Annotated in this window: 14 protein-coding genes and 1 tRNA gene; 8 read left to right on the top strand and 7 right to left on the bottom strand. The window is 33.6% G+C overall.

Going from position 1 to position 13,674, the window contains the following annotated elements; translation table 11 throughout:
* The first annotated feature begins 120 nt into the window (after positions 1 to 120).
* Positions 121 to 405, top strand: a complete 285-nt coding sequence (locus MK119_RS21260) for a helix-turn-helix domain-containing protein (RefSeq protein WP_290683156.1) — start codon at positions 121 to 123, stop codon at positions 403 to 405.
* Between the two features lie 77 nt (positions 406 to 482).
* On the opposite strand, the gene MK119_RS21255 is transcribed toward MK119_RS21260, so the two are convergent.
* A tRNA-Ser gene (locus tag MK119_RS21255) sits at positions 483 to 567 on the bottom strand.
* A 250-nt stretch (positions 568 to 817) separates the two neighbouring features.
* Between MK119_RS21255 and MK119_RS21250 the strand changes: the two genes are divergently transcribed.
* Entirely contained in the window at positions 818 to 1,573 is a 756-nt protein-coding gene (locus MK119_RS21250; protein WP_290683154.1) for a sulfite exporter TauE/SafE family protein, read from the top strand.
* Here the strand turns inward: MK119_RS21250 and MK119_RS21245 are convergent.
* Positions 1,563 to 1,952 carry an acyl-CoA thioesterase gene (locus MK119_RS21245; protein ID WP_290683153.1) on the bottom strand — a complete coding sequence of 130 codons (390 nt, stop codon included), beginning with the start codon at positions 1,950 to 1,952 and terminating at the stop codon, positions 1,563 to 1,565. The genes MK119_RS21250 and MK119_RS21245 overlap by 11 nt on opposite strands.
* A gap of 113 nt (positions 1,953 to 2,065) precedes the next feature.
* Between MK119_RS21245 and MK119_RS21240 the strand changes: the two genes are divergently transcribed.
* The 6 genes from MK119_RS21240 (at position 2,066) to MK119_RS21215 (ending at position 6,329) form a co-directional block, all read left to right on the top strand.
* Positions 2,066 to 2,695, top strand: coding sequence for an NAD(P)H-dependent oxidoreductase (locus MK119_RS21240; RefSeq protein WP_290683151.1), 630 nt, complete (start codon positions 2,066 to 2,068; stop codon positions 2,693 to 2,695).
* A gap of 71 nt (positions 2,696 to 2,766) precedes the next feature.
* Positions 2,767 to 3,222 (top strand): thioredoxin family protein, encoded by a 456-nt coding sequence (locus tag MK119_RS21235; protein ID WP_290683149.1) that lies wholly within the window; start codon positions 2,767 to 2,769, stop codon positions 3,220 to 3,222.
* Positions 3,223 to 3,323: 101 nt separating this feature from the next.
* Positions 3,324 to 4,520 (top strand): DegT/DnrJ/EryC1/StrS family aminotransferase, encoded by a 1,197-nt coding sequence (locus MK119_RS21230; protein ID WP_290683147.1) that lies wholly within the window; start codon positions 3,324 to 3,326, stop codon positions 4,518 to 4,520.
* 4 nt (positions 4,521 to 4,524) lie between these two features.
* On the top strand, positions 4,525 to 4,986 hold the full coding sequence (locus MK119_RS21225; protein WP_290683145.1) for a Crp/Fnr family transcriptional regulator: 462 nt from the start codon (positions 4,525 to 4,527) through the stop codon (positions 4,984 to 4,986).
* A 172-nt stretch (positions 4,987 to 5,158) separates the two neighbouring features.
* Positions 5,159 to 5,734: an MBL fold metallo-hydrolase gene (locus tag MK119_RS21220; RefSeq protein WP_290683143.1), complete on the top strand. Its 576-nt coding sequence runs from the start codon at positions 5,159 to 5,161 to the stop codon at positions 5,732 to 5,734.
* Positions 5,715 to 6,329 (top strand): recombinase family protein, encoded by a 615-nt coding sequence (locus MK119_RS21215; protein WP_290683159.1) that lies wholly within the window; start codon positions 5,715 to 5,717, stop codon positions 6,327 to 6,329. Before MK119_RS21220 ends, MK119_RS21215 begins: the two co-directional genes overlap by 20 nt.
* 303 nt (positions 6,330 to 6,632) lie before the next feature.
* Here the strand turns inward: MK119_RS21215 and ribB are convergent, their stop codons facing one another.
* From ribB to MK119_RS21190, 5 genes are all read right to left on the bottom strand, one after another.
* Positions 6,633 to 7,781 (bottom strand): 3,4-dihydroxy-2-butanone-4-phosphate synthase, encoded by a 1,149-nt coding sequence (gene ribB, locus MK119_RS21210; RefSeq protein ID WP_290683141.1) that lies wholly within the window; start codon positions 7,779 to 7,781, stop codon positions 6,633 to 6,635.
* A 386-nt stretch (positions 7,782 to 8,167) separates the two neighbouring features.
* Positions 8,168 to 10,162: an LptF/LptG family permease gene (locus MK119_RS21205; protein WP_290683139.1), complete on the bottom strand. Its 1,995-nt coding sequence runs from the start codon at positions 10,160 to 10,162 to the stop codon at positions 8,168 to 8,170.
* A gap of 5 nt (positions 10,163 to 10,167) precedes the next feature.
* Positions 10,168 to 10,806, bottom strand: a complete 639-nt coding sequence (locus MK119_RS21200; protein ID WP_290683137.1) for an outer membrane lipoprotein carrier protein LolA — start codon at positions 10,804 to 10,806, stop codon at positions 10,168 to 10,170.
* Position 10,807: 1 nt separating this feature from the next.
* On the bottom strand, positions 10,808 to 13,273 hold the full coding sequence (locus MK119_RS21195) for a DNA translocase FtsK (protein ID WP_290683135.1): 2,466 nt from the start codon (positions 13,271 to 13,273) through the stop codon (positions 10,808 to 10,810).
* A gap of 140 nt (positions 13,274 to 13,413) precedes the next feature.
* On the bottom strand, positions 13,414 to 13,590 hold the full coding sequence (locus MK119_RS21190) for a hypothetical protein (protein ID WP_290683133.1): 177 nt from the start codon (positions 13,588 to 13,590) through the stop codon (positions 13,414 to 13,416).
* Between the last annotated feature and the right edge of the window lie 84 nt (positions 13,591 to 13,674).

The following is a 13,674-nucleotide window of genomic DNA, read 5'->3' as shown; positions in this document are numbered from 1 at the left end:
TTTTCTGATAATCAAAAGACCTTTTTTGAATTTGTATTTAGTCTAAAGTAGTAACTTTTATAATTATTAATTTGCTTCAATAACTTTTTATTGAAAAAAATAAATTAATAAGAATTAAATATGATAACAAAAACAATACAAATTCAAGAAATCACTTTAGATGAATTAGCTGATAAAGTTTCAGATAAATTATTGGATAAAATCAAACACTACTTAGATGAGTTCTATAAAAATGAAAGCGATGTATTTCTAACAAGACAAGAGACAGCAAGCTTTTTGAAAATTAACATTACTACACTTTGGAATTGGACAAAAAAAGGAAAAATAAAGAGTTATGGTATTGGTAATAGAGTATATCATAATAAACAAGAAATATTAGATTTATTAAATAAAAATAAATTCTAAAAGCAATAGTTTTGTCAACTATATTGTCAACCAAAATAAAAAAGCCCAGTATTTACTGGGCTTTTTAGATTATTAAGCGGAGAAAGAGGGATTCGAACCCCCGGACCTGTTACAGTCAACAGTTTTCAAGACTGCCGCATTCGACCACTCTGCCATTTCTCCGAGTGTCTCATCAGGTATTTCCTGATTGCGGATGCAAATATAGAAACCTTTTTTAATTCTTAAAACAAATTTTAAGGTTTTTTTGAAAAAAATATTGAATCCTTCAACTCATTTTTTCTAATCTATTGTTGTTCAAAAAACTAAGTGGTCATAACTTTTTATTTTAGAAATACAACCTAGCCTGATCTTTGGTTTTGTAGTATCATGATTCTTTACGAATGCACTATTTTTGCTTTTAAAATGTAATGTCATGCACTATCTAGATTATCTAATTTTAATTATTGCCGGTTTTGGAGCTGGGTTTATCAATACCATAGCAGGTGGAGGTACTTTATTGACTTTACCCACACTGATCTTTATTGGTTTGCCTCCTGCGGTAGCCAACGGAACCAATCGTGTAGCAATATTGATACAAACATTTTTTGCCATTAGAGGGTTTAAGAGTAAGCAAGTGTCTACCTATCCATTTAGCTTATATCTTGGAATTGCCGCTTTTTTGGGGTCTTTTATTGGTGCTCGTATTGCAGTAGATATTAAAGGAGAACTCTTTAATAAGATTCTAGCAATTATTATGATAGTCGTAGTGGCTTTAATTGCCATTCAACCCAAATTAAATATTAACCAATTGCAGGAACGACTTCTAGGAAAGTATCTATGGATGTCCATCATTGTATTTTTATTTTTAGGCATATATGGCGGCTTTATCAATGCAGGCATCGGTTTTTTAATGCTGTTATGGCTGCCTTACATAAATAGAATGTCCTTAGTTCGCGCCAAGGCCACTAAAGTATTTGTAGTATGTTTATACACGATTTCCGCAGTAATCATGTTTGCATATCACGATAAAATCAATTGGTTTTACGGATTCGTACTTGCTATCGGAAATGCCTCAGGCGCATGGATAGCAAGTAGATGGTCGGTCAAAAAAGGTGACGGAGTCATTAAAATAATTGTTGTTATTATGGTAATGGTGATGGCTATAAAGCTGTGGTTTTCTAAACAATAGAAATTGCTTTTTTATCATCATCTAAAGCTACAAAGGTAAACTTTCCTGTCACGGCTTTTTCACGGGAATAATCATACATCTTTTCTTTAAAGATATCGACGGTTACTTCACAGCTTGTATTTCCTACTTTGGTCACAGTGGCAACAAGTTCAACAATAGACCCTTCTGGAATAGATTTCTTGAAGTCAACTTTGTCTGAAGAAACGGTGACTACTTTTTTACGGCTAAAACGCGTGGCACAGATAAACGAAACCTCATCCATAAGCTGCAAGGCAGTTCCTCCAAATAAGGTATTATAATGATTGGTAGTGTTTGGAAATATGGCTTTAAATATTCTTGTTTCTGATCGTTCTATGCGCTCTTTGATCTCTGCATCCATGACTAAAGTATTTTGTTATTGAGCAATTGGTTTAATTTATAACGAATCATCAATATTCCTAGGAAGATATCGTTACATTTGCTGTAAATATTTAAAAATCAAAGATAGGATATATGCAGATAATAGACGGTCTAAAATGGAGATATGCAACGAAAAAGTTTGATGCAAATCGTTTTTTAGATGATGCACAGATAGATACACTTAAAGAAGCTTTTAATTTAACGGCAACTTCGTATGGTTTACAACCAATTCGTTTGGTAGTGATTAAAAATAAAGAGCTGCAAGAACAATTAGTAGCTCACTCTTGGAACCAACGTCAAGTAGCAGATGCCTCTCATTTATTGGTGATTTGCATTGAAAATACGGTAGACGAAGCGTATGTCGATTCGTATTTTGATCGTGTTAAAGCCATCAGAAATACGCCAGATGATATTTTGAACCCTTTTAAGGACTTCATGAAAAATTCTTTTAAAGATAAAACACAAGAAGAATTACAAACATGGTCGTCAAAACAAGCATATATAGCTCTAGGGAATTTGTTGACAGTCTGTGGTATGGAAAAGATTGATTCATGTCCGATGGAAGGCTTTGTTCCTGAAAAGTACAATGAAATTTTAGGTTTGGAAGCGCATGGACTTTCCTCCGTTTTAGTATTGCCAGTTGGATATAGAGCTGAAGATGATATGTTTTCTGATTTTAAGAAAGTACGCAAAACCGTTGCAGAAAGTGTGTTAGAATTGTAATATTTTGGCAAGATTCTTGTTTTAATACCATAAACATATATATATTTTTACCGCCGTAATACAAAACACACATGAAGAAATTACTTTTTTTAGCCACATTTTTTATTGGATTTTCTGCCGTAGCGCAAGAAGAGGTAAAGTTAGATTGGCTGACAGATTTTGAAGAAGCAAAGAAAATTGCAAAGAAGGAGAAAAAACCAATTTTAATCTATTTTACAGGAAGCGATTGGTGTCCACCATGTAAAATGCTTAAAGAGGATTTCTTTTACACAGAAAAATTCAAAGAAAAATCAAAGGATTTTGTGTTAGTCATGGCTGATTTTCCTAGACGTATCGATATCATTACCGACGAACAACGTCAACAAAACCAAAAGCTAGCCAGGAAATACAATACCAAAAATAAATTTCCAAATATTGTAGCCGTAAATCACAAAGGAAAAGAATTGGATAATATCATGTCGTATAATATGATGCGAAATACAGATAGACATTACAAGTTTATTGAAAAAGTTTTAAAAAACTATTAATAAGAATCACGTAAAAAATAACCTCTTTTCTATACTTTTGTAGCCAGAAAAGAGGTTTTTTAATGTTCAAAAATCTCCTCTAAATAAAAACTAAGAATATTATGCCTGGATTTGAATTGTTTAGCGATGCAGAACGCAAAGAAGTACACGATGTATTAGATAGCGGCGTATTGATGCGTTACGGATTTGATGGAATGCGTAACGGACACTGGAAAGCAAAAGAACTAGAACATGCCTTAGAAGCGCAGTTTAATGTACAACATGCACAATTGGTTTCTAGTGGAACCGCAGCAGTTTCTGTTGCATTAGCAATTACAGGTATTGGAGCAGGAGATGAGGTAATTATGCCAACGTTTACATTTGTAGCAAGTTTTGAGGCTATTATGATGTTAGGCGCTATTCCTGTGTTAGTAGATATTGATGATACACTTACGTTAGATCCAGCAGCGATTCGAAAAGCTATTACGCCAAAGACAAAAGCAATCATGCCAGTGCACATGTGCGGAAGTATGGCAAATTTAGATGCTATCAAAGCGATTTGTGATGAACATCATCTAATCTTGGTAGAAGATGCTTGTCAGGCAATTGGCGGAACCTATAAAGGAAAAGCTTTAGGAAGCATTGGTGATGTAGGTTGTTTTTCGTTCGATTTTGTAAAAACAATGACTTGCGGAGAAGGTGGAGCTATCATTACAAACAATAGTAAGTATTCTGTAAATGCCGATCATTATAGTGATCATGGGCACGATCATGTCGGAAATGATAGAGGAGCCGAAACACATCCGTTTTTAGGATATAATTTTAGAATCTCTGAATTAAACGCCGCAGTTGGTTTAGCACAAGTACGCCGTTTGCCAGAATTTTTGAGTATTCAAAAGAAGAACTATACGGTTTTAAGAGAGGCGTTAGCGGATATTTCTGAAGTCACATTTAGAACAGTTCCAGCAGGCGGAGAAGAAAGTTATGCCTTCTTAAATTTCTTTATGCCTGATTTAGAAACTGCACGTAAAGTCATGGCAGGATTCAAAGAAAATGGTATCGATGTATGTTTTCATTATTATGATAATAATTGGCACTACATTCGTAAATGGGAACATTTAAAAGAACTAAAATCATTGTATCCAATTTCGCAAGAAGTAAAGGAAGGAATGCAGTATTTAGATAGCAAAACCTTTGATCAGTCTGATCATTACATAGCACGTAATATTTCTTGTTTGATTAAAATGTCATGGACAGATGAAGAAGTCAAAACAAGAGCTCAAAAAATGCGCGAGGTAATCTTAGCTTCAGTTTCCTAAATGTATGTCATCACTTGTTGAAATAGCAAAATTCTTTGAAACGCAACATCCTTTGAATCAAGAAGGATTGCAAGAGTTATTTGCTGCTTTTTCTGTGAAAACTGATGAAAAAGGAGTACTTATTTTAGAAGAAGCTCAACAAGAAAAGTATTTGCGCTTTCTGAATCATGGAATCATCAGAGAGTACTATGCTTCAGAAACCAAAGAGACAAATATCAATTTTTATACAAAACCACAGTTTATTACAGACTTATTAGCTTTCAATAATTACTTGCCAACACGAAAGTTTAAAGAGTGCTTGTCTAAAGTAGAATTGTTGGCAATTGATAAAGCGACATTCAGAGCGCATTTGGAAAAGTATGCTTGTGGAAAAGATTTTGTGAAAGATGCCTTTCAAAAATTATTTAGGCAACGAGAACTGCCAGAATACAATAGAATTACAAAAAACACCCGAAGATCTTTATAAAGAACTATTGATTTACAAACCAACTTGGCTACAAAAAGTACCACAATATCATATTGCTTCGTATTTAAATATCACACCAGAAATCTTGAGTAGAATACGAAAACGTATTTCTTGATTTGAATCAATGTGTATCATTTTAGCATGCAATTTCTTTGTGTAAAAATAAATGCACATGTTAAAAATACATCATATTAGAAACGTAACGTTAGTTATAGAAACGACTTCACAAGTAATTTTAGTCGATCCAATGTTGGGTGATAAAGGAACTAATGCCACCACTTTTTTTTCTAGAGCAAAAATGCAAAGAAATCCTATGGTGACGCTTCCAGAAGTTAGTCGGTATATATTGCAAAAAGTAACACATTGTCTTATTACACATAGACATCCAGATCATTTAGATACCGCAGCAATTACGTTTTTAAAGGAAAAAGAAATTCCTGTTACTTGTAGTTGTAAAGATGAAAAAATACTGAAAAAGAAAGGCTTACACATTGTAAATGCGCTTTCATATAAAAAGAAAACCTCATTTCTTGGAGGAACTATAGAAGGAATTCCAGCTAAACACGGATATGGTTCTATCGCAGAACCTATGGGGAATGTAATGGGTTTTTATATTGAATTGCCAAATGTACCTTCTATCTACATCAGTTCAGATACAATTTATATTGATGCAGTGGATGAAGCTCTAAAGAAGTATCAACCAGAAATTGCGGTGGTTGCAGCTGGAAGTGCACAGTTTGATACATAGTGACAAAGCAAAACTTACACGCAAAGCTTTTGAATGGAAAGCAAACGAAAGTATATCAAATGTTGAGATTATCAAACGCCAAAAGAAATGTGAGTTAACTATACAAAGACAATACATGACGCGTATATTTAGAAATCCAATCTATTGCGGATTACTTGCAAACCGTTTACTTGATGGTAAAATTATCAAAGGAAATCACAAGCCTATTGTTTCAAAAGAATTGTTCTCTAAAGTAAATAATATCAACACCGAGAAAAACGGGATAAGAAGTAAACAACGTAAGAACAATCCAAACTTACCAATGAGGGGATTTGTAAAGTGTGATGCCTGCGGTAAACCAATTACGGGATATATAGAAAAAAAATACAACCTAGCATATTACAGAGATCATACAAAAGGTTGTTGCGGGTACAATCGTGCTGAAAAGCTAAATGAAAAGTTCATAACCTTTTTAGCTACATTTCAAATAGATGAAAAATTAATCGCTCCATTAAAGCTACAAATGAAATTCACTTTTGATTATTTCAACGAATCAAATAAGGATGTTTTAGAGTATTTAAAATACAATCTAAATACTATTAAGGAAAAAATGTAAAAAGTCAAGGAGCGTTTTGTATATGGCGAAATTAACCTAGAATTACATAACAAATTCATCAACAAATTAAAATTAGAAGAAACAGAAATACTTAAAGAAATTGAAAATAGTAGTATTGAAAAGTCTAAGTTTTGAAATCAATCCAATTTTGGAAGTAACAAAAAATTATCAAATAGTTACAATCAAATCAGTGTTGATGCAAACATAGATAATGTAGAAAAGTTGCGAGTGGTAACAGCAAAGCAAGTCTAATGATCTAAAGCGAAGCTTTCCCAAGGCAAAGCCGTATCAGTAATAGTAAGTCTAGTAAGATACGTAATCCACAATCTCCAAACCATACCCAATCATACCTACACGTTTTTCTTGATGTGTATTCGTCACCAATCGGATTTTGCTAATATTGATATCATGTAGAATTTGCGCACCAATTCCAAAGTCTTTCGAGTCCATTTTAATCTTTGGTGCTTTGTATTCACCATCGTTTTGTAATGCTTTTAATTCTTTGATTCGGTGTAGTAAATTCAGCGAACTATGATCTTGGTTGATAAAGATGATTGCACCTTTTCCTTCTTCATTAATCAAACGGAACATATCATCTAACTTTTTATCTGCGTTGTTAGTCAACGTTCCTAAGATGTCGTCGTTCACTAAAGTAGAATTGATACGTGTCAATACAGGTTCGTCTGTAGACCAACTTCCTTTTGTTAGGGCAATATGTACACGATTATTGGTTGTTTGTAAATACGCTCGCATACGAAAATCTCCAAAACGTGTTTGTATATTAAAATCTTCTTTCTTTTCAATCAAAGAATCGTGCTCCATTCGGTAGGCAACCAAGTCTTCAATAGAAACGATCTTTAGATCAAAATTCTTAGCAACTTCTAGCAATTGTGGCAAACGTGCCATAGTACCATCTTCATTCATGATTTCTACTATCACACCTGCAGGTTGTAAACCAGCCAAACGTGCAAAATCAATCGCAGCCTCCGTATGACCAGTTCTACGTAGTACGCCACCTTCTTTTGCTTTTAATGGGAAAATATGCCCAGGACGCGCTAAGTCAAACGGTCTCGTGTTTTTATCAATTAATGCTTGAATGGTTTTGGAACGATCGGAAGCAGAAATTCCAGTTGTAACGCCATTTCCTTTCAAATCTACAGAAATGGTAAAAGCCGTTTCCATCGGATCGGTATTATTACTCACCATCATTCCGAGTTGTAACTCTTTACAACGATTTTCTGTTAGAGGAGCGCAGATAAGTCCACGACCATGTGTTGCCATAAAGTTGATCATTTCGGGCGTCACTTTTTCAGCAGCAGCTAAAAAATCACCTTCATTTTCACGATTTTCATCGTCAACTACAATAATTACTTTTCCTTGTCTAATGTCTTCAATAGCTTCGTGGATGCTATGTAATTGTGTATCGGTTTTCACTTTTGTAGTTGTTGTCATTTTTGAATCTAATTTGCTTACAAAAATAAGGATTCTTATTCAATCTGCTTTATAAAAAGATCGTAAAGATTGATGTAAGTATTTTACCAAAGTATAAAAGGTATAGTGAGAAAAACTTCTATTATATGTGTATTAGATATGTACAATAAAAGTTTACAATTTTGCGCTTACGCTAGAAGATTTTTAGCAGTAAACCCACTTTTCTCCATTAAAATAAAGACAAGTTCAAATTAAATAGCTACTTGCATCTTTTTAGTTTCTTTATCGATTTCCTGTTAGGCTTCATGCGCCTCAGTCTTTTTTATCATGATGTAAAGTTTTGGTTGTGAAGTGACGTTGGAAAACCATAGTACTGTTACCCAATAAGTAAATAAATTAGATTTTTTTCAGTTTAATTGCTTCATTTTCTCTTTTGTGTTTTGTAGTGTGTAAAAGTAGATTAAAAAGTACAGAGGGATTCCTATTAAAATAAGTCCCAAAATACTTCCTCCACTTAATTTTTCATTCAATGCATCATGTATTGATTGATAATTGAAAAGAGATTTTATAAAGTAATACATATATACTAATGAACAAAGTATACTTATAATTAGTAAACTTATGAAGATCCAGATAGGCATTTCTATATTATTATTTAAAATAGGAAGAGCTAAGCCAATAATAATAGTTGGAATGTAATAGAAAAATGCCTTTTTTGAGTTTTTCTTAAACGTATCTTGCGCTTCTTTGGCATTATTGTATTTTTTGTTTTCAAAAAAGCCTAATACTTTTAGACGACGTTGAGAAATTCCACGATCTTCCAATAGGTTGATTGCCAAACTTCGTTCTCCTTCTGAATAGTTATATTGACGATAATTTTTTACAACATCCATTAATTGAGGATCGCTTAAGGCATTAAATTTCTGAGTACTTTGTCTGTCAGCTTCAGTAATTTCTGCTAATTGAACCTCTTTTTCACCTTCTTCATCTTCATCTTTAAGTTTTACAAACAATTCTTTTAGTGAGAAACTAAACAATCCTTGATCAGAAGTTGCTCTACGTGTAAAGTAAATACTCAAAGGGAACATAATCATTGTGGACAACCATGTACCGAGCCAAGGAGGAATACTACCGTCTTCAGCACTGTTTTTTCCAAAAATTCCAATAAAGTGATACGCTAAGAATAAACATATAGCGATTACCATTGGCAGTCCAATCCCACCTTTACGGATAATGGCTCCTAAGGGCGCACCCACAAAGAATAGAATGATACACGCAATGGCAACGGCAAATTTATCATGCATAAATATCTTATGATGATTTATTTTTTTCTCCATGCGTTTAAAACGGTTCTCGTTGTTTTCAAGTGTGGTACGACGTCCTTTTATACTGGTTATAGAAACATCCAATGCACGTTTTTTATTTTTTAAAGAAAGCAGGTCTAAAATGTTATCTGTAGTTTTGATAGAATCGAGCGGGACTCTATTGGTAGAATCTTTTTCTACGATTATAACTCCAGTTCGTTTATACATGTTGTTACCAAAACCTATTTTTGCTTGATCGTATTTGTGTTGATCCGATGCAGTAGAATCGATCAGTTGTCTTACCGAGAGCATTTTATACGTGTTGTAATCTGTGGCATCCAGATCTACTTTGTTCATTTCACGCAAATCAATATTCATGGTGTATTTTTCAAAGGATACTTTGGCATGTTGCATGCGCAAAATTTCCTTTGGATCTGTCGATTTTACATCTTCATAGCGATTTCCATCAAACAATACCATTTGCAGGATATCAGAATCAGGACTACTTTTCAGTTCACCACTTTTCGATTTTAATACAACTCTATTTTTCTTGTCATTCGATTTCTCATGAATGATTACTTTCTCTAGAAGCTGATCATTATCACCGTGCTTTCTATCGACCTTAATATTGATGTTTCCAATATCATTAAAAACACCTTCACCTATAGCTAGTGCAGGCTTTTTCTTGGCTAAATTTTTACGAAGATTGTATTGTTTAAATTCTGACCAAGGAATGACATTGTTATTAAAGAAAAATGTTCCAATACCGAGTAATACAATAAATACGATTAGACTTCGCATGGCACGTTGTAACGAAATACCAGTAGATTTCATTGCAGCAAACTCGTAGCTTTCTGCAAAGCGACCAAAGGTCATGATAGAAGATACTAAGATACTTAACGGAAGTACCAGAGGAATTAACTTAGGTGCTGTGTAGAGCAGGAATTTGAAAATGATTCCTACGTCTAAACCTTTTCCAGCCAATTCTCCTATAAAAAGCCATACGGTTTGTAATATAAATATGAACATAAATATTACAAACACGGTAAGGAATGTTAAGAGATAACTCTTGAGTATGTATCTATCTAGTATTTTCAAGTAGCCTAGTTTTTATCTATATAATAGTCCTCGTATTTCGATTCGTCAAATATAAATAAGCTTTTTGATAAAGGCTGATTCGTTTTAAAAGAATTAACAGTTAAAGTGGTATTTGTACCATTTTTTCCTGTTTCTATTAAGTTGTAGATATGCTTTGTTTTTATGTCAATTCCAAGTAAAACACTTTTGATGTCTGATTCTAAGCTAGTTGGCGTTAATTTGATATATTGAATCTTTCTACCACGCACATTTTGTAAAATATCCCAAGCATACGAATATCCTTTTTTGTAAAATGTAAGCATATCAGATGGAGATAATCCTGTTTCATCATCTTCTGCATCAGAAATGGTTACTTCTTCGTTTGCAGGTACAATTGTGTATACTTTTTTAGTATCGTAGATTTTAGTAAAGCCTAAAAAGTTTAATAAATACTTATCACCTTCAAGTGTTACATTTCCGTTGGATTCTTGCTTTGTTTTTGCTTCTTTATTATTCAATTCATATTTAAATTCGATCTGAATATTTTCATAACTATTTACTTTGGCAGAAACTTCATCTAATAGTTTTTTTGCTTTTTCTGCATTTTGTGCACTTACATTGAATGCAAATACTCCTAATACCAACACTAAAACTAATTTTTTCATTTTATCCATTTTTTTCGTTTTCTAATAATTGTTCTAAAGCTAAAATATCTGGGACAAGCACTTGGCGCGCTTTGCTTCCTTCAAACTGACCTACAATCCCAGCTGCTTCTAATTGATCAATAAGTCGTCCTGCACGGTTGTAGCCAAGTTTTAACTTTCGTTGTAATAACGAGGCGGAACCTTGCTGTGCAATTACAATAATTTCTGCAGCTTGACGGAATAGTTTGTCTCTGTCTGAAATCTCTATATCAAGACTTGTGCCACTTTCTTCACCAACAAATTCTGGTAACATAAATGCATCAGGATATGCTTTTTGAGCTCCGATAAAATCTGTAATTTTTTCTACTTCTGGCGTATCTACAAAAGCACATTGGATACGAATTAAATCGTTTCCTTGCGTATATAGCATATCACCACGACCAATCAATTGATCGGCTCCAGCATTGTCTAAAATCGTACGCGAATCTATCTTTGACATTACACGGAACGCAACTCTGGCAGGGAAATTAGCTTTAATCATTCCTGTAATAACATTTACAGAAGGTCGTTGCGTGGCAATGATCAAGTGAATTCCGATTGCACGAGCTAATTGTGCCAAACGTGCAATTGGTGTTTCTACTTCTTTTCCAGCCGTCATGATCAAATCAGCAAATTCGTCCACAACTAAGACGATATATGGTAAAAACTTATGTCCGTCATTCGGGTTCAGTTTTCTAGCTTTAAATTTTGTATTGTATTCCACAATATTACGACACATGGCGTTTTTCAATAAATCGTAACGCTGATCCATTTCAATACAGAGCGAATTTAGCGTATTAATTACTTTAGAATTGTCAGTAATAATAGCTTCTTCAGAATCTGGAAGTTTTGCCAAATAGTGACGTTCAATCTTGTTGAATAATGTCAATTCTACTTTCTTCGGGTCTACCAGTACAAACTTTACTTCTGCAGGATGTTTTTTGTATAGGATAGAAGTTAAAATACAGTTCAATCCAACCGATTTACCCTGTCCAGTTGCTCCCGCCATTAGTAAGTGTGGCATTTTTGCCAAATCGACCACTAAAGTTTCGTTGCTAATCGTTTTACCAAAAGCAATTGGTAACTGCATTTCTGCTTCTTGAAACTTCTTTGAAGCAATGGCAGAACGCATAGAAACGATGGCAGGTTTTTTATTTGGAACTTCAATACCAATGGTTCCTTTCCCGGGCATTGGCGCAATAATACGAATACCTAAGGCAGCTAGAGAGAGTGCAATATCGTCTTCTAAGTTTTTAATCTTGGAAATACGTACACCAGCTTCGGGTATGATTTCATAGAGTGTTACCGTAGGACCAACTGTTGCTTTGATACTGGCAATTTCTATTTTGTAATTGCGAAGTGTGGTAACAATTTGGTTTTTATTTTCTTCAAGTTCTTCCTGATTGATAGTGATAGAACTTCCGTTGGTGTAATCTTTTAAGAGCTCAATGGTTGGAAAACGGAAATTCCCCAATTCAAGTGTTGGGTCAAATTCCCCATGCTCTTTAACAAGCTTGTCTGATAAATTTTCAGTAACCGTTTTCTCTTCAATAATCTTTTCAACTTCAATCGTTGTTTCTTCCTCTTCTTTTGGAATTTCTACTTCAAATGAAGTGTCTTTTATTTCTGTATCTTTTTTTGAGGTATCCGTTAAAGAATGATTTTGGATGGTTGGTTGTAGGTTTTCGACCGATAATTCAAACTCAGACTTTTCTGGTTGTGTAGGAGTTGTTTCTTCTTTTACTTCTGGAATTTCTTCTGTTGGAGTACTATCAGTTGGAGTTTCTGTATCTTGAGTAGTTTCAGTCGTTGTCTGCTCTTCAGCAAAATCTTCTTTGATATCAGATTTACGCTTATTGATATATTCAGCGACATGTTCAGGTGTAAGTTTTAAACGCAATACAGCATATATGATAGCACCAAAAACTAACAACAATCCAACACCAATTTTACCAACATATGATTGCAAGTAGGAGTTGATTTCAAAACCAATAGTTCCACCTAAAATTGGAGCCGAATTAAAAAAGAAGCCTAAAAAGACAGAAAGCCAAATGACAATAACGCTTCCCCAAAACCATTTGTTAAACAACTTCTTTTTGATGTCCATCAACAAATACAATCCTGTAACAAATAATAAACTTGCAAAAATAAAAGAAGCAATTCCGAATCCTCTGTAGATAAAGAAATTACTAATACTTGCTCCAAATTTCTGCATCCAATTTTGTGTAGTAGCAGTACCATCGGTATTACTCAAAGCGCTCTGATCTACTTCACCTGTAAAAAAATACGAAGCAAAAGCAACAAACAAAGCAATAGCAAATAACATGAGTAAGCTGCCCAATATAATTTGATGCTGTCGGGTAAACGTGAAATCAGGTTTTTTGAATTTAGAACCTTTAGAAGTCTTTTTTGTTGTTTTTGATTTTTTTTCGGTTTTTTTCCTTGCCATTCAGGGATTGCTATTTACTGCAAAAAATGCAAATTACGCTTAATGCGCAATATATTTAAAAATATCTGTACCCGAAAAAAAATTAAGGAATAAAAGGGCTTGTTTCCACTATATTTGGAAACAAACCCTTTTATGTTAGTTTATTCTTGTGGACATGTTAATGAAGGGCAATCTTCGTTTGTTATTCTTGTAACACAAATAATGATAGAATGCCATAAGGTTCTAGAAGCTTCTTTTCCTCCTTGTAACGTGTTTGTGTCTAGTTTACTAACAGTTGTCTTTTTTAATGATAAACTTTTAATTGATCTTTTTTTCATGATTTAAATATGTTTTTGTAATAAATTATCTAACTAAGTTAGTCATTAGAAAAGTAGGAATAAGAATAATATAATCGAGATTTA

Source organism: Kordia sp. (assembly GCF_022447245.1).
GTDB lineage: Bacteria > Bacteroidota > Bacteroidia > Flavobacteriales > Flavobacteriaceae > Kordia.
This window is presented reverse-complemented; position numbering and strand designations above follow the sequence as displayed.

Coding starts and splice junctions, on each gene's coding strand:
- MK119_RS21260 (WP_290683156.1), top strand. CDS start 121: ATGATAACAAAAACAATACAAATTCAAGAAATCACTTTAGATGAATTA.
- MK119_RS21250 (WP_290683154.1), top strand. CDS start 818: ATGCACTATCTAGATTATCTAATTTTAATTATTGCCGGTTTTGGAGCT.
- MK119_RS21245 (WP_290683153.1), bottom strand. CDS start 1,952: ATGGATGCAGAGATCAAAGAGCGCATAGAACGATCAGAAACAAGAATA.
- MK119_RS21240 (WP_290683151.1), top strand. CDS start 2,066: ATGCAGATAATAGACGGTCTAAAATGGAGATATGCAACGAAAAAGTTT.
- MK119_RS21235 (WP_290683149.1), top strand. CDS start 2,767: ATGAAGAAATTACTTTTTTTAGCCACATTTTTTATTGGATTTTCTGCC.
- MK119_RS21230 (WP_290683147.1), top strand. CDS start 3,324: ATGCCTGGATTTGAATTGTTTAGCGATGCAGAACGCAAAGAAGTACAC.
- MK119_RS21225 (WP_290683145.1), top strand. CDS start 4,525: ATGTCATCACTTGTTGAAATAGCAAAATTCTTTGAAACGCAACATCCT.
- MK119_RS21220 (WP_290683143.1), top strand. CDS start 5,159: ATGTTAAAAATACATCATATTAGAAACGTAACGTTAGTTATAGAAACG.
- ribB (WP_290683141.1), bottom strand. CDS start 7,781: ATGACAACAACTACAAAAGTGAAAACCGATACACAATTACATAGCATC.
- MK119_RS21200 (WP_290683137.1), bottom strand. CDS start 10,806: ATGAAAAAATTAGTTTTAGTGTTGGTATTAGGAGTATTTGCATTCAAT.
- MK119_RS21195 (WP_290683135.1), bottom strand. CDS start 13,273: ATGGCAAGGAAAAAAACCGAAAAAAAATCAAAAACAACAAAAAAGACT.
- MK119_RS21190 (WP_290683133.1), bottom strand. CDS start 13,590: ATGAAAAAAAGATCAATTAAAAGTTTATCATTAAAAAAGACAACTGTT.